The 19,136-nt window shown below is 41.0% G+C and carries 22 protein-coding genes and 1 pseudogene; 14 read left to right on the forward strand and 9 right to left on the reverse strand.

The features are described 5' to 3' along the window. Window positions 1–560: 560 nt before the first annotated feature. Window positions 561–953 (reverse strand): RidA family protein, encoded by a 393-nt coding sequence (locus tag AB3351_RS08670; RefSeq protein ID WP_371146728.1) that lies wholly within the window; start codon window positions 951–953, stop codon window positions 561–563. 104 nt (window positions 954–1,057) lie between these two features. Here AB3351_RS08670 and AB3351_RS08675 point away from each other — a divergent pair, with 104 nt between their 5' ends. Further along, window positions 1,058–1,399 carry a winged helix-turn-helix transcriptional regulator gene (locus tag AB3351_RS08675; RefSeq protein ID WP_371146729.1) on the forward strand — a complete coding sequence of 114 codons (342 nt, stop codon included), beginning with the start codon at window positions 1,058–1,060 and terminating at the stop codon, window positions 1,397–1,399. Here the strand turns inward: AB3351_RS08675 and AB3351_RS08680 are convergent. Beyond that, the gene (locus AB3351_RS08680) at window positions 1,396–2,304 is read right to left on the reverse strand and encodes a DMT family transporter (RefSeq protein ID WP_371146730.1); all 909 of its coding nucleotides are present in this window, start codon (window positions 2,302–2,304) and stop codon (window positions 1,396–1,398) included. The genes AB3351_RS08675 and AB3351_RS08680 overlap by 4 nt on opposite strands. Before the next feature lie 89 nt (window positions 2,305–2,393). Here AB3351_RS08680 and AB3351_RS08685 point away from each other — a divergent pair, with 89 nt between their 5' ends. The 7 genes and pseudogenes from AB3351_RS08685 to AB3351_RS08715 all read left to right on the forward strand — a co-directional run bounded on the left by AB3351_RS08685 (window position 2,394) and on the right by AB3351_RS08715 (window position 7,734). Continuing rightward, the gene (locus AB3351_RS08685) at window positions 2,394–3,809 is read left to right on the forward strand and encodes an aminotransferase-like domain-containing protein (protein ID WP_371146731.1); all 1,416 of its coding nucleotides are present in this window, start codon (window positions 2,394–2,396) and stop codon (window positions 3,807–3,809) included. Between the two features lie 105 nt (window positions 3,810–3,914). Beyond that, complete coding sequence (locus tag AB3351_RS08690) at window positions 3,915–4,334, forward strand: YfmQ family protein (protein WP_371146732.1); 420 nt, start codon at window positions 3,915–3,917, stop codon at window positions 4,332–4,334. Between the two features lie 67 nt (window positions 4,335–4,401). Next, window positions 4,402–4,581: pseudogene (locus tag AB3351_RS08695) on the forward strand (hypothetical protein); the annotation flags it as partial. Between the two features lie 213 nt (window positions 4,582–4,794). Then, window positions 4,795–5,586 carry a DUF817 domain-containing protein gene (locus AB3351_RS08700; RefSeq protein WP_371146733.1) on the forward strand — a complete coding sequence of 264 codons (792 nt, stop codon included), beginning with the start codon at window positions 4,795–4,797 and terminating at the stop codon, window positions 5,584–5,586. 278 nt (window positions 5,587–5,864) lie between these two features. Next, window positions 5,865–6,941 carry a hypothetical protein gene (locus AB3351_RS08705; RefSeq protein WP_371146734.1) on the forward strand — a complete coding sequence of 359 codons (1,077 nt, stop codon included), beginning with the start codon at window positions 5,865–5,867 and terminating at the stop codon, window positions 6,939–6,941. 30 nt (window positions 6,942–6,971) lie between these two features. Then, window positions 6,972–7,364, forward strand: a complete 393-nt coding sequence (locus AB3351_RS08710) for a hypothetical protein (RefSeq protein WP_371146735.1) — start codon at window positions 6,972–6,974, stop codon at window positions 7,362–7,364. 43 nt (window positions 7,365–7,407) lie between these two features. Then, on the forward strand, window positions 7,408–7,734 hold the full coding sequence (locus tag AB3351_RS08715; protein ID WP_371146736.1) for a hypothetical protein: 327 nt from the start codon (window positions 7,408–7,410) through the stop codon (window positions 7,732–7,734). Between the two features lie 62 nt (window positions 7,735–7,796). Here the strand turns inward: AB3351_RS08715 and AB3351_RS08720 are convergent, their stop codons facing one another. The 4 genes from AB3351_RS08720 to AB3351_RS08735 form a co-directional block, all read right to left on the reverse strand. Next, window positions 7,797–8,348 (reverse strand): class F sortase, encoded by a 552-nt coding sequence (locus AB3351_RS08720; RefSeq protein ID WP_371146737.1) that lies wholly within the window; start codon window positions 8,346–8,348, stop codon window positions 7,797–7,799. A 60-nt stretch (window positions 8,349–8,408) separates the two neighbouring features. Continuing rightward, entirely contained in the window at window positions 8,409–8,645 is a 237-nt protein-coding gene (locus tag AB3351_RS08725) for a hypothetical protein (protein WP_373270231.1), read from the reverse strand. A gap of 62 nt (window positions 8,646–8,707) precedes the next feature. Further along, window positions 8,708–9,475 (reverse strand): polysaccharide deacetylase family protein, encoded by a 768-nt coding sequence (locus AB3351_RS08730; RefSeq protein WP_371146739.1) that lies wholly within the window; start codon window positions 9,473–9,475, stop codon window positions 8,708–8,710. 84 nt (window positions 9,476–9,559) lie between these two features. After that, on the reverse strand, window positions 9,560–10,255 hold the full coding sequence (locus tag AB3351_RS08735; RefSeq protein ID WP_371146740.1) for a L,D-transpeptidase family protein: 696 nt from the start codon (window positions 10,253–10,255) through the stop codon (window positions 9,560–9,562). Window positions 10,256–10,534: 279 nt separating this feature from the next. On the opposite strand from AB3351_RS08735, the gene AB3351_RS08740 reads away from it, so the two are divergent. Then, complete coding sequence (locus tag AB3351_RS08740) at window positions 10,535–11,665, forward strand: amidase domain-containing protein (RefSeq protein WP_371146741.1); 1,131 nt, start codon at window positions 10,535–10,537, stop codon at window positions 11,663–11,665. 87 nt (window positions 11,666–11,752) lie between these two features. Beyond that, window positions 11,753–13,264 carry an oligosaccharide flippase family protein gene (locus AB3351_RS08745; protein ID WP_371146742.1) on the forward strand — a complete coding sequence of 504 codons (1,512 nt, stop codon included), beginning with the start codon at window positions 11,753–11,755 and terminating at the stop codon, window positions 13,262–13,264. Here AB3351_RS08745 and AB3351_RS08750 read toward each other — a convergent pair. Continuing rightward, window positions 13,258–14,046, reverse strand: a complete 789-nt coding sequence (locus AB3351_RS08750) for a polysaccharide deacetylase family protein (RefSeq protein WP_371146743.1) — start codon at window positions 14,044–14,046, stop codon at window positions 13,258–13,260. The genes AB3351_RS08745 and AB3351_RS08750 overlap by 7 nt on opposite strands. Window positions 14,047–14,310: 264 nt before the next feature. On the opposite strand from AB3351_RS08750, the gene AB3351_RS08755 reads away from it, so the two are divergent. After that, complete coding sequence (locus AB3351_RS08755; RefSeq protein WP_371146744.1) at window positions 14,311–15,558, forward strand: MFS transporter; 1,248 nt, start codon at window positions 14,311–14,313, stop codon at window positions 15,556–15,558. A gap of 47 nt (window positions 15,559–15,605) precedes the next feature. On the opposite strand, the gene AB3351_RS08760 is transcribed toward AB3351_RS08755, so the two are convergent. Next, window positions 15,606–15,743, reverse strand: a complete 138-nt coding sequence (locus tag AB3351_RS08760; protein WP_371146745.1) for a hypothetical protein — start codon at window positions 15,741–15,743, stop codon at window positions 15,606–15,608. A 432-nt stretch (window positions 15,744–16,175) separates the two neighbouring features. On the opposite strand from AB3351_RS08760, the gene AB3351_RS08765 reads away from it, so the two are divergent. The 3 genes from AB3351_RS08765 to AB3351_RS08775 all read left to right on the forward strand — a co-directional run bounded on the left by AB3351_RS08765 (window position 16,176) and on the right by AB3351_RS08775 (window position 17,442). After that, window positions 16,176–16,841 (forward strand): hypothetical protein, encoded by a 666-nt coding sequence (locus AB3351_RS08765; protein ID WP_371146746.1) that lies wholly within the window; start codon window positions 16,176–16,178, stop codon window positions 16,839–16,841. Between the two features lie 72 nt (window positions 16,842–16,913). Then, complete coding sequence (locus AB3351_RS08770) at window positions 16,914–17,237, forward strand: hypothetical protein (protein WP_371146747.1); 324 nt, start codon at window positions 16,914–16,916, stop codon at window positions 17,235–17,237. Beyond that, a complete protein-coding gene (locus tag AB3351_RS08775) occupies window positions 17,209–17,442 on the forward strand; it encodes a hypothetical protein (RefSeq protein WP_371146748.1) in 234 nt (77 codons plus the stop codon). Before AB3351_RS08770 ends, AB3351_RS08775 begins: the two co-directional genes overlap by 29 nt. A 52-nt stretch (window positions 17,443–17,494) precedes the next feature. Here AB3351_RS08775 and AB3351_RS08780 read toward each other — a convergent pair whose 3' ends face one another. Further along, a complete protein-coding gene (locus AB3351_RS08780; RefSeq protein ID WP_371146749.1) occupies window positions 17,495–18,481 on the reverse strand; it encodes a YpdA family putative bacillithiol disulfide reductase in 987 nt (328 codons plus the stop codon). Window positions 18,482–19,136 lie beyond the last annotated feature (655 nt).

Raw genomic sequence — 19,136 nt, forward strand, 5'->3', positions numbered from 1 at the left:
GCAAGAGAAGACGTCATGCAAATATCGTTTTGCAAAATATTATTTGGGAGGCTGCACAAAAAAGAGTTGAGGATAAGCAGATAGAGAGCAGCCGACACATATCCGATGAGGGCTGGACATACTTTTATTTTCTATAAGTAATCGTGAAAAAGTAAAAGCGAATGTATAATAAAGGAAAAAGGGGCGGCTATGGGTATAGAAGTGATACTGTTGATTATTTTTTAATAGTGATGATAATTAATTTTTTGTTGTATTTAAAACATGCTATTAGCAAGCTTTTTTTACCGTTTATTTCCGCCTTTCAAGTTGCTATCGCAGCCTTTATTGCTGTTGTTTTTACGGAAAGTGCCAAGGATGGTGCGCATCTTATATTGATACCTATGTCCTTCATTTTTTCCTTAGTGTTTTTAATATGGATTACGGTATTTACAATACATAAATTTTTAAATAAAAATTAAAACCGGCGAGGATGCCGGCTTTAATTTTTCGCTTACTTCAATAATCACCTAAAAAACTAAAATGTAGAATGTATCCTGCCCAGGTTTTAAAATAAAGTGTAGTTAGTCGGTGTGTGCGACTGCGCGGATTTCAATTAGTTGGTGAGGGAACGCCAGACCTGACACGCCGATGAGGGTACCGGCCGGCCGATGGCTGCCCACATACTCCTTGAACAGAACGACGCACTGCTCGAAATGCTCTTGCGGGTTTGTCAGAAAGATCTCCATTTCAGCGATGTTCGATCTTGTTACACCAAACCCCTCCAGAACGCAATCAAGGTTCTTCAGCGTTTGCTGGGCCTGTGCCTCAAAATCACCCTCGCCAACGAATGCGCCCTGCATATCGTGGGAGAATTGACCTGAAATGTAGATGGTGCCGTTAACGCTGTAACCCTGGGTGAGACCATAAGCTTCTTCCCATGCAACACCGTGATTGTAGGTTTTAGTCGTCGTCATTTTTTCTCTCCTTTACTTCAAAGTAAGTTGAGTATAAACTGAGCACAAATAAAAAAGTAGTACGCACTTTTTTGATAGGTACTACCCGAAAGGATAGTGTACATATGAGTATGGCTGAATATAAAGGTAAAGTTAAAAATATTCAAGACACGCCTTTTGGTTATACAATGTCAGTTATCGGTGGTAAATGGAAGATGGTTATTATCTACCTTTTAGCAGAAAACCAACCGGTTCGTTTTAATGAACTGAAAAGACAAATAGGCGCTATTACTTTTAAAACATTGAGTTCACAACTAAAGGAATTGGAAGCGGATGGACTGGTGCAACGGAAAGAGTATCCTCAAGTTCCACCTAAAGTTGAGTACAGTCTCACAGATAAAGCAGAAACGCTGTTACCTGTTTTGGAAGAATTATGTGAGTGGGGAGTAAAAAACCAAAATAATTAAATCCACAGTTTTCTACGTCCGAGTAATTGTCTCAGTGTGTCAAGATTTAATACAATAATGCCTGTAAGAATCGTCATACTCCCCGTGATGCTAAACCACGAAAAAGCCTCATTATACAGGGTAATTCCCAATGTCATCGCTATAATAGGCGAAATATAAAGCCAGGTGGTAGGAAAGAGTGGATTTGTTTTCGCTATCAGCCAGTAAAAAAGAGTGTGGCCGACCATGGAGCCTATAACGGTCAGATAGAATAGAGAAGCTATCGCGCCAGGTGAGAGCAGCGTCTCTAAAGATACGGTCTCGGTTAGCAAAGACAGGGCGATCAGCATTATGCCTCCATGCATCATCTGCGCGGCATTTAAAGCGATAGGGGAAGTATCGGCAAAGTTTTTGATGACTTTTTTTGAATACAATGTTCCTGAAGAATAAAACATTTGCCCCAGAAGTATGGCTATAAAGCCAAGTGTAGAGTAGATATTGAATTGTACGGAAATATGCGGCAGAACGAGAATAATAACACCAGAAAATCCGATGATACAACCGAATCTTGCATGACGTGAGACGCTTTCACGAAGAATGGCTGCCTGTATAAGTAAGATCATTAAAGGCGCCGTCGCGGAAAGGATCGCTGCTGCTCCGGAAGAAACATACTGCTCAGCCCAATAAAGCGTGGCGAATGTCCCGAAGGTTAAGCCCATTCCAGTGAGCCACATTTCTTTATGGAGCAATAATGAGAACGTAGCTTTCTTTTTCCATACCATCCACAGTAAAAGGATGATTCCTGCCAGAAAAAAGCGAAGACCCGCCGAGAAGAAGGGAGGTGCACCCGCATCAATCCCCACTTTAATGGCTAAAAATGTTGTGCCGAAAACAAGGCACATTGCTGCATAATTAACAATAATCATTGTACCGCCTCCTTGCATTCATTATACTGACGGTAGAATAGAACAGATGTCTAATCACAGAACAGATTGAAGGGAGCGGGATTAGTCACATGGAAATGAATTGGTCTTCGGGAACAAAGAGTCAGCCACTATCCAAACGAGTGTATGAATACATATTGAATCGGGTTCAGAGAGGTGAGTGGAAAGCGCACGAGAAGCTGCCGTCTGTTCGGGTGCTGGCTGAGAAGCTGCAAGTCCATCGTTTGACGGTATTAAAAGCGTATCAACTGCTGAAGGAAGAAAACATTGTATATGTAAAAGATAAATCGGGCTATTATATCCATCCAGGGACACACACACCTTTTGAAGATCTGAATTATCCGATTGTCTCCTCATACGTTCAAAAGAGCCATCTATCGGAGATTCACCGGGTGCCTGCCGCCTACCAGTTTTCCTATGCGTTGATTGACCCGAATTTATTGCCGAATCGATACTTCTCAGAGTACATGAAGGATATTTTTGATGTATACCCCAAATTGCTGAGCTCTTATTCAACTATCCAAGGGGATGAAGAACTTATAGCCGAACTTGTCCGGTATTTCAGAGCAAAATATCACTTTCATTTATCAATTCAAGACGTTATGATCACCTCAGGCTCTCAGCAGGCGATTGATCTTGTTTCGCGCATTTTTATCCAGCCTGGAGACGCTGTTTTAATTGAACGGCCTACCTATAGTGCTGCAATTGATATTTTCAGACAGCAGGGAGCTCGGATTATCCCCATTGAAATCACGACGGATGGCTATGATATGGAGCGGGTGGAAGCTTTGATGAAGCAATGGAAACCGCGCCTTTTTTATATGAATCCCACATTTCAAAATCCTACCGGTTATACGGTCCCGGTTGAGCAGCGCAAGCTTTTGGTAGAACTGGCAGAGAAATATCGCTGCTTTCTGGTTGAAGATGATCCTTTTCGTGACATCTATTTTGAAAAGGAGCCGCCTAATCCGTTATTTACGTATGATACGGCAGGGTTTGTATTGTATATCTGCAGCTTCAGCAAATATATTGCCCCAGGTCTTCGGATTGCGGCGCTTTGCAGCAGGCCCTCTCTTATAAACCACCTTTTTACCATTAAATCACTGGCAGATAACGGCACACCCTTACTTAATCAGAAGATGTTCCTTCGCTACTTTACATCGAAACGCTTGCATCAGCATATTGAAAAACTAAGAATAGCACTTGATGTCCGGAAGGCGGTTATGGAAAAAGAACTTTTTGCAACCAATTGGGAGTGGAGTAGTCCAAGCGGAGGGTTGAATTTGTGGGTTAAAGTACCTGATTCGGTTTCGATGGAGGTATTGCTGGCAAAAAGCATAGCGCAATCAATTTCCTTTGTGCCGGGATCAATCTGCGACCCTGGAAAGGGATCGCATCAGTGGATTCGCCTAAGCTACTCTTACGTAAGTGAGCATAAGCTGAAGGAAGGGATGAAGAAGCTTATTTATATCTCTGAACATCTGTAGCTTAAGTATCAAGTTTCACATTATGTACATAAAATAACTAATTGCACTGTGATAATATAGGTTGTGTAATCATACTATTTTACAACGTAAAGGACATGATAAAAAATGACGATCTGGCTTATACTTTCATTGGTGGTTATGGGGTTTGTTAAAATATTATTGACATGTCTTCCTAGCTCTGTTGCAGGTTCAATTTTCGGAAGATTTGAATTGCATCCAAAGCTTGACGAGGCGGCCGTCACTGTCACGGTTGACGGAAAACGCTTAGAAGGTGAAGACAAAACGCAAGCTGTTACTCTTTTTAATGAAGCAATATTTTTGGAACAGTATGATTTTCCTCCGGCGCACAGTGGCACTCCATTGGTCATTGATATGAAGAGAGGCAAAAAAGATGTTCGGTTTTTTATATACAAGTACAATGACCACGTTGATGTATTCAAACAGTACAAAAAGAAAGTGGTCGCGTATAGTCTGCGTTCCAAAAGCCTGCAGCAGCAGTCTATGATGTTACATGTACAGAGCTAATCAAAATACCGTAGCGTGAATTCTCATACGAATTCACGCTTTTATTTTATTTAGATATTGAGGTAAAGAAAGTCCTCATTTGTTCATTACATTGGAAAATGGATACACAATTTTTGTGAATGGTTTTCACAATACATTTGAATGTTGGCAAGCAGGAGTGCAATTTGATGACGAAATATGGCTTGTCGTTGCTGTTCCTGGCAATGAAGTTGCTATTTGGACTCCGGATCGCTTTATTACGGAATAAAAATAGTTGATGAAGCCAATCAAATTTCCGTGGTATCATATCCCAAGTGCATACGTTGCAGACTTATAAAGGGGCGAATATGTTTGAAAAAGGTTATTGCCATGTTCGTTTTCTTGAGTTTGCTTATTGGGGGCGGTGTCTTCTTAACAACAAGATTTATTGTGTGTTGTTCTTAAGAATAGAAAAGGAACTTTTGGATCGAGAGGAGAAAACGTGGTATATTTGCGTCGATTGTATGATTTCGGTTATCAACAGGCCATGTCCTGTATATTTCCTGTTGCTATTTTTCTAACCCTTGCCCTTTCAAAAATGATCCATATTCCAGGTCTGTATCGGTATGATTTCATTCTGTTTATTTGTCTTCTCGTTCAATATGTGATGTATAAAACAGGCCTGGAAACAAAGGATGAACTAAAAGTGATTTCTTTGTTTCATCTGATTGGACTGATGCTTGAAATCTATAAAGTTCATGCCGGTTCTTGGTCTTATCCGGAGCCTGCCTGGACGAAGGTTATGGGTGTTCCGCTGTATAGCGGATTTATGTATGCGAGCGTAGCCAGCTACATGTGCCAATCGTGGCGGAGGCTGCACCTGCAAGTACATGGATGGCCAACTGCAGTATGGACCGTAGCACTTGGTGCAATGATTTATCTTAATTTTTTTACACACCATTACGTGTATGATTTTCGCTGGGTGTTAACCGTATTACTCTTCATTGTATTTTTTTGTACGTCGGTACAGTTTTCCTTACAGGAAGCCACCTATAAAATGCCGCTGGTGCTTTCGTTCTTTCTAATCGGCTTTTTTATTTGGATTGCGGAAAACATTACGACTTTTTTGGGAGCGTGGCAGTATCCAAATCAACGGGAGGCTTGGGAAATTGTTCATATCGGGAAAATCAGTTCTTGGTTTTTGCTTGTTGTGATTAGCTTTATCATTGTGGCGCAGCTCAAGCACGTGAAAATGAAAAAAGAAAAGGAAGAAGTTTGTCAGCACTTCATTTAATGAGGTGCTTTTTGTTTTTTTAATACTGTTTGATAGAGCGGGTAGCTGTTAAGGAATTGTTAAGAGCAAATATGTATAATCAAAAACAAGAGTCGTAGATCTTTAGATTCAATATTGTATGGTTCAATCATTACCCTTATAGTCCTATTTGCTCTCTGTCTTTTTAAGGCTACGGAAAGGGGGATAAGCAGCAGATATAAAAGGCTAAATTCACAAATGCGAAAAAACTTCATAGAAGAATGATAAACTTGATAATCTTATAATGTAGGAGGAGACCTATGGCGTGGACGTTTTTGTTACATATTAAAAATGACACTGATCGAGAGTTAGAGGTTGTACAATCACAATTGCATTGGGGCTACTGGAATACGGATAACCAAGAAAACAACGGACCAAAAAATATTCTGCCAGGAGAAACTGTACAGGCGGTGGGTGTTAACGCTTCCTTCGGACCAAATGGATATGAGTTTTCCTGTTCATGGAAAGATAAAACGCCAAAGGGCGAATTACCATACGGCGTGCTAAGTCTATCCGTTGATGTACCCCATAGGGGAAGTAATAAAGCGGCATGCAAAACTACAGGTCAGCTTAAAATAACAGGTTGGGAGAACATACCTGATGATGGGCATGATTTTGTTCGCTCCATTACAATAAGCATGCCGAAGAAACAAGAGAAGATGTTTTTTAGAGGAGATATTCGAAATTGGAATGAAGTTGAAAAGGTCAAAGAGATTGACGTATTTGATATGAATCAATGTATCCCTGAAACAATGGCAATTGAGAGAAGATGGGTCGGACGCACGTCAGTATCTGAAATTCCCAAAAGATTATGGGAAGCGATTAAAGATCCTGTGTACTCAAGTATGTATTCAAAAAATATATCTGTTAAAAAATATTTTTGCTTAGCTATTTATAGCGTCGAAGCGGATACGAAAAAAATAGAATCCCTTGGAGCAGGGGGGAAAACAACGGTTACAAATGAAATGGAAACCATCACTTCTAGTAAAAGAAGTCTAGAAACTGTCATGTCACTTGAGTCATCTATTTCTTCTACCAGCAAAATGGGGGCAAGTAAAACATTAGAAGTGTTGACAGCGAGCGCCGAACAAGAACTGTCTGTAAATCTTACATCAAAATTTGAGATGACTTACGCAGTTGAAGACAGTACAGAGCAAAAGGTGCGGGACACAAGAGAACAAACTTTTGAAGCCCCACCTGATAAAAGCCTCATCATTGTGCCGTGGATCTTTAGCAAAAATGCCCTTTTGTATCGGGAAGATATCCACGGAGAAGTAGAATTAGTTGGAGCTTCTGAATGGAAGCTGGCTAAAATTCATTATAGCTATCATAAGTAAAATAATAGTATATACAAAGAAGGTGAGAGAATGTCCTGGACATTTGCGTTAAATATTACAAACGCGACAGATCGAGAATTAATCGTGGTAAATCCTCAATTACATTGGGGCGATTGGAATACAGATAACGAAGAAAACAAAGAGCCTAAAAACATTCCGCCAAAAACGACTGTACAAGCAGTGGGAGTAAAGGCTGCTTCAGGTCCGAATGGATACGAGTTTTCTTGCTCATGGAAGGATCATGCGCCAAAAGGCCAGTCATCGTACGGCATGCTAACGCTATCAATTGACGTACCTTATATGGGTAGCAATAAAGCAACATGCAAAACTACCGGTGATCTCAGAATAGATGAGTGGGAAGACGTACCTGATGATGGACATAATTTTGTTCGCTCCATCATTATCTCTTGCTCTACTACGTAGCAGAAGCGTGCAACTTTTATAATATAAAAGGAGTGAGAAGTCGATGCCTATAGCAAAAGGCGATAAAGGACGGAATATGGGCAGTACAAACAGTAGCTTGCGAAGAGAAATTACAGAAGATATCATTAATGAAATTACAGACATCGGTAACATTCAAAGAGCTAGAAATAGTATTTATACATCAGAAAATTTTCATTTAGACGCTAAAGGATTAGGAAAAGATAGGTATCAAGCGGAAATACAGTATAGACGAGGGACGAAACAAACCGTTGCTGTCATTGAGGTAAGCGATACGGCTACAAGCGCTGCGGATGCTAGAGCGGCATTAACGAAAAGCTTAAACGATGGCTATCGGTGGATTGTAACATAAACAATAAGCGTAACAACAAAGCCCTCCTGTCGAAATGGCAGGAGGGCTTTGTTATTTCAATTTCATAAAGAAAGTTCAGCAAAGACAACAAGACGCCGGGCGTGTTCTTGCTTTTTTTTGTTAAACTTACCGGCACAGGTAATTAGGTTGAGATTGGCTTTTGCCGACGCCCCAAAAATTTTTTCTAAAGGGGCTTCTTTTACCTTGAATGATTCGACAGACTTTACGGAGAAAACCAACGTAGTACCTTTATTGTCATACAGAAAAATTTTATCTTTTGGTTGCAGCTTTCTCAAATGATAAAAAATGGCCGGACCCGTATAATGATCAAAATGACCTGCAATGACAGCATTTCCTTTCTCTCCTGGTTTTGTCCACGGCATTAGGATTCCTGCTTTATTGAAGGAAGCGGGTACACCCATTTGTCCGTTAGCTAAAATACCTACAGGTTCAATGGGTGCAACCAAGCCAATGGACGGTATTTCCAAACGAGTTGGCACGATAGCTGCTGTGTTTATGGCATGAGTGCTGCGTATGTTATGTGAAAAGAGTAAGAGAGAGGTGAAGGAAGATAGAAAAATGATAAAAAGAATAATGCGTATGCTTCTATACATTGTTATCCTCGCGAGATAAAAAGAAAAAGGGGAGCCTCCCCTTTTTCTTTTTTCATGATATTATTCCACTTCACTTGCTCCACCTGCGCCGGTTTTCGGCATATGTGGTTTCGTCTCTTTAATGTGCATTTTTCCATGATGTTTTGCATGATGTGTGCTCTTTGTGTGCATCTTCTTTTCGTGATGCTCAGTAGCAGCGAAAGCGGAAACTGAAGAGCCTACGACACATGCTGCAAGTGCGAATGCGAAGAACTTTTTCATTACGATCACCTCACTATAGGAAAATGTATTTCGCATTACTTAAGATGTCCTAAGGAAGAAAATTTACAATTGTAAATGTCATCCATAACTGTGTGCTCCTACTGAGCATTTTCTTCTATCGCCTGATGGATTAAATCAGACAGCGTGACAAATTTATACCCCTTTTTGGAGAGGATATTCAGGATTTGTTCCAAAGCCTTTACGGTTTGTGTCCGATTCACTCCCGAGTCATGAAATAATACGATGTGTCCAGGTTCAGCATGTTGTGTAACCTGCCTTACCATGTTTTTGATACCCGGGTTAGACCAATCCCTTGTATCTTGATTTCTTGACCATATGACAATCATATGTTTTTTCCTGCGGGCCGCTTCAATCACAATATCATTTTTTACACCGCCGGGAGGACGAAAGAACACGGGGTATTCTCCGGTCAAAGAGTGAATAATAGCGTCGGTCTTTTGGATTTCTTCCTGTAATTGCTCTACGGTGATTCGCCTCATAGAAGGATGAGAAAATGTATGATTTCCAATCTCATGTCCTTGCTCACTCATTTCTTTAATAATCGATCCATATCGTTTTGCACGCTGCCCCGTAACAAAAAAGGTTCCCTTTGCCTGGTACTTATCTAACGTCTTTAATACTTTGCGTGTATAGACGGGGTGTGGACCGTCATCAAAAGTGAAGGCAATCAGCTTTTCTTTAATCTTGGCGTTATAAAAAATGTCCTGAAAAGAATAATCTGTTTCTTTATGAATGGAAGCCGGACCCATATTTGTGGCAACATACTGCTCATGTACCGATTGAGATGCGGAATAGGCGCAGAGGATGAGTAAGCATACATAGATGATCATTTTTTTAGTCTTCATTATTTAATGCCGCCTCCATTATGGACAATGTATTCTTTGGTATAGACTGTACAGTTTTGCTTCTCCAAACTCTGCAGCATACAATTATTCAATAATGCCCAAGAAAAGCAGATCGAGGCGATGAATTTGTTTTGTTACAGGCAAGTGATTTTGTTTTTGAAATTGAATCACGGCTTGTTCTGTACGTAGATCAAAAATGCCGTGGCATGTACCAGAATAAAAGCCGGCCGCCTGCAGGCGATTCTGCACCAATTGAACCAATGCACCGCGCGAACCGCGTACCAATACACGATATGTCAAATCCTTATGCCCGGTAATCGGCCCCTCTACGATTACGTTGGTTCCCACGGGTACGATTTCATACAGTTCTTCGATATCCCGATTCTTCATCCGAAAACACCCATGGCTTACATTTTGACCGATCAGGTGCGGCTTATTTGTGCCATGTATCCCGTATTTTCCCCATGGCACGTTTAAGCCGAGCCAGCAGCTTCCAAATCCCCCGCCCCATCCCGTATCCTTTGAAGTAATACGGAAGATCCCTACTGGGGAAGGAGTTTCCCGAGTACCTGAAGCCACCTTGAACTGTTTAATTGTCCGCCCGTCTTCCATAAGCTGAAGACTCTGATGCCAGAGGTTAATGCGGATTTCATAAGAGGGTACTGCCTTATGGGTGGAATAGGCCGTTACAGTACAAAAAAAAAGAACAGATAATAAAATACCGCTAAGCAGAATGCTCAGTTTTGCGAAGCTGAGCGAAAAAATCTTTGACATTCCCATGTAATGCAATTCCTTTCATGTAAAAATCATATGTATGTCACTACACCCTTGGTATGTTATTTTGTATGTTCTCCTCGATCCTTGCTGGTTATCAAAGATTTTGTAGTAGGGGAGATAATAAATAAAACCAAGCTTTCCTTCAATTTCTACCATTACAATTACTAAATGTGCACAAGATAAATACAGAGATGGAACAATTCTGTATGATGACGGCATAGAAAGTTGCCGATTTTTTCTCTGCAAGATTTAGGAAAAGTCTAACAAAGGCGATGATAGATAATGGCATATAGGGCAGTAACCATTCCGTTTTTTTTCCTTTTGTTTCTCTGTTTCTCTTTTTCCGCTTTGGCTGAAGAAAAGCATGCCCTAGAGAAAGAAATTTCTTCTTTTCTTACTCGGCTTTTCCAAGCGCGGACACAGCTTCTGATTCATAATACCCCCACTGTATTAGATAAGTTTTACCGTGTAGAAGAAAAAACGAGCCGCTATGCTCTTCAGCATGAACGGCGGCGGGCTCAATACATTCATACATGGGCCGAAAAAAGAGGGCTTTTGTTTACGGATGCATCCCAAAGCATTCGAATTGCTCGGATACAAGCACAAAAAGATGCTGCCACCATCTCTTTAGTACATACGCTTAAGTTGACGTATGTATATCCTGATAAAGAGAGCAAACCTCAATCTTTTGGTGTCGGCACCCGCCATAGCATTAAACTAAAAAAAATAAATGGCACATGGTATGTGGCAAAAGAATGGTATTCAGATCCGATTGAAGAGAATCCAAACACCATTCCGTCGCATTTTGTACAGCCAGTTCTGCATCATACTGACCTGGTCTCAAAAAAACAGCAAAAGACGTCTTCTAGTAAGAAAAAATTTAATCGTGAGAAGGCGGTGAACTATGCGAACAAATATGCAGGTGCCGCATGGGGCGCCGGAAATAATCACGGGTACAATCCGAAGTATCGGGATTACCATTACGAGGGGGGAGATTGTACCAACTTCGCGTCTCAAGTGCTTGGAGACCCGGAAGAAGGCGGTGGACTACCGATGCGCGGCGGTTGGTACTACCGCTATAAGCGAGGGGGAAGCACGACATGGGTGCAAACAGATGCCTTTAAGCACTTTCTTATTCGAAGCGGGTACGGAAGGGTCGTAGCAAAAGGAACGTATGCAGACATTGTGAAGCCAAGCCCGTCTCATCCGCAGGGTGCTCTCGCTCGATTGCAGCCCGGTGACTTAATAGGCTATGAACTCAAGGGAGATATTGATCACTTTTCTATTGTGGTAGGACGCGATGATAACGGATACCTGTTAGTGAATTCTCATACAGGTGACCGCTATCGCGTGCCGTGGGATTTAGGATGGGATCAATATACGACGTTTATTTTGATTCATATCAAGGATTGAAGCCAATCTTCTCCGGCATAACAAAGGAATGTCCGTCATATTTTTAACCATGGGACAACGTTTCTTTTGGAATACCGGAGGGGAAATATGGCTATTCCTGTTTTTTTCAGACAGCTGGCACTTCGCACAAGTGCCATTTTTGTTGTTAAGTTGATGGGCGCGCTTATTCGTATTCCGCTATTTCGTCTGCTTGGAGCAGAAGGAGTGGGCCTTTATCAGATGGCCTACTCTTTTTATGGACTGGTTCTTACCTTTATCATGGGTGGATTTCCAACCGCACTCTCCTTGTTAACAGCTAAGGATGCAAGAAAAGGAAAAACTTTAACAATCATCCTGCTTGTCTGCTTAGCGTTCGTTGGAAGCTGTGCGGCGTATCTGACGTATATTTTTGCTCCGAGGATTGCACTGTTTATGGGGGATCAAAAGCTGACAGTTGCGATTCAGTACATAGCGCCTGCTTTATTTACGGTTCCGCTGCTTCATCTTATCAGGGGTTATCTTCAAGGGATAGAATACTATGGGTATATTGCGGGTTCGGAAGTGATTGAACAATTGGTTCGTGTCTGCACCATGCTTGGGTTGGTTACATTATGGATGATGCATGGAGAAGTATGGACTGTCGGTGGAGCTGTCTTTGGAGCTTTTAGCGGAGCAGTATGTGCTCTCTTGTTTTTATTGTTTCCGCTGCGTGTGTCCTTTCAAGTTAGTAATAATGAAAGGACGACACAAAGTCTTTTTATCGGCTTTCCCATTTTCCTGCACAGTGCATTGGCGATTTTGGCAACCAGGCTGGTTGTCCCGGTATCTGAGTTTCTAGATGCCCTTATTATTCCACATCGTCTGCAGGATGGAGGCATGAGCATCACTCAGGCGACGGCTGTTTTTGGTGAGATTTCCGGAATGGCCGTAACGGCTGTGTATGTGCCAACAATTGTAACGGCTGCCATCTCACATACACTGTCGTCAAAAGTAGCGGAGGATTGGAAAAGTAAAAAATATAACGCTTTTTCCAGAAAGTCGCGTCTCACCATCCAGCTCACCTGGGGATGGGGGATTGTTTCCCTGCTTTTTCTTTTCTTCTATGCATATGAAATTTCAACTCTGCTCTTTGGAAATGACGAGGTTGGGCGTGGCATTCGTTATTTGTGTGCTGTTCCCTTGCTTACGGGAATCCGGGAAGTAACAACGACCATCCTATGGTCACAGGAGAGGGAGAAGGAGCCGATAATGGGTCTTATACTAGGAATCGTGTGCTCTGTCATTCTCGCCTATTTTCTTGTCGCCATTCCCGGGTATGGATATGAAGGAGCAGCGCTCAGTATTTTGTCATTAGAATGTGTAGCAGCGATATGGAACGTAGTACAAATTAAAAAAATGAACAATGGTATTTTTCTTATATTCCCTGCGCTGTGGGAAGCCATTTGTATTCTTGTTACCGGAGTGCTGTATTTTTTTCTGCTCAGTACAATGAAGGGCGCGTTCTTTCACACCCTTCCTATCTTCGTTCAAGAAATTGGCGCCATGGCTTTATTTGGTGGAGGAATGGCTGTGTATATCGGAATAAGATTTTTGAAAAAGAATCGGTACGCAATTTACTGAATTCCAACCATGTTTTTAAATTGCCTGATCGTTGTGTTGGATAGAATGCTGTATCTTGGGACTTCAAAAGGTGGTGTTCCTGAATGTACTTTACCGGGCTTTGTCGTCAATGCCATTGTATAGCCTGCCTTTTTGACCAGTTGTATTGTATCTTTGGTATATTGTCCGTACGGATAGGCAAAGTAATGAGTATCTAGAAGCATTCTGGATAATCCAAGGTCAATGAGCACATCTTCTGAAGGCTTCGCAAGCAAAAAACTCTTTCTTCCCACCATTCGATGAAACGTATCCGCATGTCCTTCATATTGAAATATATCCGAATATCGAGGAAGCTCAGGCCAGCTAATATAGTTAAGCTTGTCTGGGTTAAAAACTTCCGGCTGTTTTCTTATGCTTTCTGTAATCGGAAAAAGGACGGCTTTGTACCGATATTTCTTTAAAATAGGATAGGCATACTTAATATTGCTCAAATATCCGTCATCAAAAGTAATTACAACGCTTTTTGTAGGTACTGTTCTTTTCTTATGAATAAACTGTTCAAGCTCCTGCAAAGTAATGGTTGTATAACCATTGGTGTGAAGAACTTTCATATGACGAGCGAATAATTCAGGCGTAATCACGCCGACATTTCTTCTGAATTTTTTATTTTCCTCCTTTTTCAAAATGTGATGATACAGCAATACGGGGACTCCTTGATCCCTTGTGTTATGTGGAGTTTGTTTGGCATATACAAATGGGCTTACTACAAGCAAAATCAAAATCCCAAGCAGTATTGTTTTCATTTATGTTGTTCTCCTTGTTTGCATGATCCATTGTATGTTTTTACTTTTCCATCGCAAGGGACAAGCTATACTTTGTACAACGGTGGATAATGTTTAGTTTATATCCGTTCTTTTCTTATACGTAAAAAAGGGGAAAAATAACAAAAATATACATACCTACATGTAAACAGATATGGGAATGATACTTTTGTTTACATTTTCATATACAGAAGAAAGCGGGAGTGCTTACATGGAGGATGAAGAATTGGATAACAGGAGAGTCGTATGGATGATAAAAAAACATGGGATTTGATCTCAGCCGCGTCAATTCCACTTGTTATGACATTAGGCAATTCGATGCTGATCCCTGTTCTGCCAATCATGGAGAAAAAAATGGGAATATCTCCATTGCAGGCCAGTATGGTGATTACCGTTTATTCTGTAGTGGCGATCTTGTTTATTCCTTTGGCCGGATTTCTCTCCGATCGAATGGGACGAAAAATCATTATTATTCCCAGTCTCCTTATCGCTGGACTCGGAGGTCTTTTATCGGGCTGGGCAGCCTGGAAAATGTCCAATCCGTATTTAATGATTCTTGTGGGTCGGTTTCTACAGGGAGTAGGCGCAGCAGGTGCGTTTCCAATTGTTATGCCTCTGATTGGAGATATGTTTCATAGTAAGAGCGAAGTAAGCGAAGGATTAGGCTTTATTGAAACATCGAATACGTTCGGCAAGGTAGTAAGCCCGGTTTTAGGGGCCTCCTTAGCATCGCTTCTGTGGTACATTCCGTTCTTTGCTACAACTGTCTTTTGTTTAATCTCAGCGTTACTTGTAGCTTTTTTTGTAAAAGCGCCGAACGAGCAAAAAAAAGCGAAGGATTTTAAGGCGTTTAAAGCATCCATTGTGCATATTTTCAAGACTGAGGGTCGTTGGTTGTATGCTATTTTTTTTATTGGCTGCATTGCTATGTTTGTTTTGTTTGGTGTTCTTTTTCATTTATCCTCCATATTAGAAAATCAATATAAAATCGAAGGGGTGGTAAAAGGACTCATTTTAGCCATTCCGCTAGCAGCTTTATGCATCAGTTCATATAGCACCGGTAAAGTAATTGGGGAGAATAAGATCATAATGAAGTGGTGCGCCTTTATAGGGATGATTGTTTTATCTGGAAGCATATTATGGATCAGTTTTTCAAATGGGATTTATCTTCTGCTTTTTGCGCTTTGCCTAGGGGGCATTGGTATTGGTGTAGCTCTTCCTAGCCTGGATGCTTTAGTTATACAGGGGTTCGAAAAGGAAGCACGAGGAACGATTACATCGTTATACAACAGCGCCCGTTTTATTGGTGTAGCGCTTGGTCCTCCTGTCTTCGCCTTTTTAATAAAATTCTCTCATGAAACTTTATTTTTTTCGGTTACGGGGATATGCGTGATCGCTGCCGTTCTTTCGTTATTTGCAATTAAGCCTCCGGACAAACCGCCGCAAAAAGGTACGGTTTTTTCAACCCTTTCACCTAAAAAAGAACCCGGCTGATGCCGGATTCTGTTCGTAAAGAAATAGCCCATGACAGGTCGGTACGATCAATGGGTAAGCATGATGATGCTTTCTTCACCATTTACAAATATTAATTTCCATATATCATCATCAATAACTCGAACAGCCGTGTATATTTCTCCTTGATACTCAACTTCTCCTAGAACAGTGGTCTGCATGGACATCGTTGTATTACCTCCTGCTTACTGGTTACGTTTTTTTACCACCTAATAGGCTCTAGGAAACAAAAAAAATGGTTGTATGGTAGGAGATAAGGGAGAGGATTTTTGAAACGAAGGATGCCGTATTGCATATATTTCTATTTATTTCCAATAAGAGTTTTTAGGAGGAGAAGCAGGATAGCCTAAGTCCAGCTTTATAAAAGGTTGATGAGCAGTTCTGTAACAAGTTAATGCTGTCGAATAGATTGTCGATAACAAACTTTTTTTGTCATAATTTATGTTATTATGTAAGTGAATTTTTTCACAAGAGGAAGAAGGATGATTTTTGGTAATAAATAAACATGACTATTCAATAGGTAATTATACCCTATTTAAATAGGTCTTTTTTCTGTAATATGAGCTTGTTAGTACATTTCAGAAAGAGGAGGAAGTAATATGAGTCAGCAATACTCGGTAGTTTTTGTGAATCACTCGTCCAATTCGGGAAGCGCATGTGTATTTCAACAGGATCCGAATTTAGCGACTCATAACGCAATGTCGTTGGCATGGTTTACAAAGTTTAATTATCCTAACACGAAGGTTCTCTTCAAATGGAATATTGATTACAGCTTTGTATGGAGTGAGACAGGCGTACTAGTTCCTGGTGTTCAGTTCATTGCAAATGAAGTATTGCCCGCTGATCTAACAAAAAACAACTCTGTCACCCTTTCACATGAAGGTGGTGCGTATACATTCACCAATCAAAAGACGGCCAGTTCTTCAGCCGGTAGCTTAGTAATTAATGAAGATGGCACCATTCCTTTGAAACAGGCTTCAGTAGGAATCGGTATGTCCGGCAATGGAACATTTGCTGTACAAGCCCAGCCAAATCAAATACTGACGTTTACACCACACCCTAAATATTATATCGCATTTGGTTCCTTCTCAGAAGGAGAAGTATTAGACATTGATCAAATGTCACAATCTGCTGAAATCGCGTTTCAACCAAATGTCTACTCGATGACGGCTATTTTAAATCAAGATAACTCATGGACAATTCAGCCGACAAGCGCTGTAAATAAAGAAGTAGCTGAAGCCCGCGAGCTGCAAGAAAGATTATAGATCATGAAAGAAACGGCTTTTTGATACATTCAAAAAGCCGTTTTACTTCTATTAAATAGGAGGAGAAAATGGATGCCTTGTACAAGAGGAGATAAAGGACGTAATATGGGTCAAACAAACAATAAACAAAAAACGGAGATCCAAGATGAGATTATTGATGAAATCGCGAATATCAATGATATCAGACGAACGAAAAATAGCATTTACACATCGACTAATTTTCATCTAGATGCTGTGGAATTAAAAGATAGTTATAAAGTGGAGATACAGTTTAAAGGCGGCACGAAACAAACCGTTTCTGTAATCGATGTCAGCGATGCAGCTACAAGCACGGCAGATGTAAAAACGGCGCTGACGAACAGCCTAAATGATGGCTATAAGTGGCTGGTTACGTAAAAAGCTAAATCTACCTGTGAACCTGCGGATTGATATTGAAATGAGTCCGGATGAAGCAATGAAACAGGTTGTTACATGCTATGAAGACTTACTACATGAAAACCTGCTCATTCGCTCGCTTCGTTTGCTTGATGACGTAAATGAAGGAGAGCAGATGAAGATTGGTCAGCATCGTGTTATCGTTCGAATTGTGAATCGTCCATAAACATAACAAGCCGATTTCCTATGTGGTAGGGAAATCGGCTTGTTTTTATGCATTATTGCATTCTATGCATTTTATTGGCGATGTCTTTTGCGATCAAGCACCCATGCATCCGGCCTGTTTCAATAAAGACTTCGTTGGCGTTCTTTCCGGAGGCGATAACGCCTGCAATATAGATTCCCGGCGAAGACGTTTCCATCGTATCCGGATTAAAGACCGGAATCTCATTATCGTCTTTGAAAGCTACACCAACTTCACGCAGCATGCTTCGATCCGGGTGAAACCCAGTCAGGGCAAGTACGAAGTCGTTGTCTATTTGTTGTTCTGCTCCATCCTTCACGACAGTAATCGTTGTCTCCGAGATATGTGTGACACATGAGCGGAACAGCATCTGAATTCGCCCTTTATTCACCATGCTTTCAAAGATAGGACGAACCCACGGCTTGATAATTGGTGAGTAGGTTTCTCCTCTGTATACGACTGTTACCTCTGCTCCGACCCTAAGCAGCTCCATAGCTGCGTCAATGGCTGAGTTGCTGCCACCAATGACAGCGACTTTCGTTCCCGTATACGGATGGGCTTCCCGGAAGTAATGTGTAACTTTAGGCAGTTGCTCACCGGGGATACCGAGCATGTTCGGGTAATCGAAATAACCAGTCGCCACTACAACATACTTGGTGAGTACGGTGCTTGTATTCTGGAATCGATCCTCTACAGTTAATGCATACGATCCATCCTGTTGCGTGTGAATCGCGGTAACCTTATGGTATGGACGGATGCGAAGATTGCTTCGGTTTGCGACATTGCGATAATATGTTAATGCTTCAAGCCTTGTTGGCTTCTCATTTGGTGTAGAAAAAGGGTATCCTCCAATTTCAAGCAGCTCCGGGGTGCTGAAAAATTGCAGGTTTGTTGGATATAAATAAATGGAGTGAACTACGGACTCTTTCTCGATAATAAGAGGCTCGATACCGATTTTTTGTAGTTCTAGCGCGGCAGATAACCCACAGGGACCCGCACCGATAATTACGACTTCTTCCAAGATGGTTCACCTCTCAGCAATGATGTATACTATGATAACTTATACAATAAGATTTTACCAATAGGTTATGACTTTACCTATACACAAAAACACGATCCCCTCTTTGATTAGAGAAAGATCGTGTTTTTGTGTAGCTTGTGGATGGAATATATGTACATAACAAGGGAGCACATAAAAAAAGCGGAAGCGAGAAGGGACAAAAGAGGTGGACATCTCGCTTCCATGGTTAGAAGGTGATAAATGAAGAGAGTACTTATCAACACGTTATAATATAAGCAAAATGGATGCCAAAGTTGAAATGATCGTAGAAAAAATACAAGATGAAACACAAAAGTTAGATATAGCGCGGTATTATCTATCCTCAAAGAACGCTAGCTGTGGTGTTCTCCGATTGTATAACAGACAAGAATTATGCAATTTTACATATAATCTATGCGCATAAGCATAATTCAGTTGGGATTGCATAGGGAAGGCCGTCGACTTGCAAAAAAATACCCTTTCTAGATGGCCATCTAGAGAAAGGGCAAAGGAACGAGGTATTGTAGAAAAGTTTACTTACTAGACATATGTAGTGTACTACAGGCTGTAAAATAAAAAGTTACAAAACGGTTAAAGTCCTGTGTTTGTCACCGTATCATTTTTTAAACAGCTTGGG

Origin of the sequence: Aneurinibacillus sp. REN35, from assembly GCF_041379945.2 — a bacterium.
Classification (GTDB): Bacteria; Bacillota; Bacilli; order Aneurinibacillales; family Aneurinibacillaceae; genus Aneurinibacillus.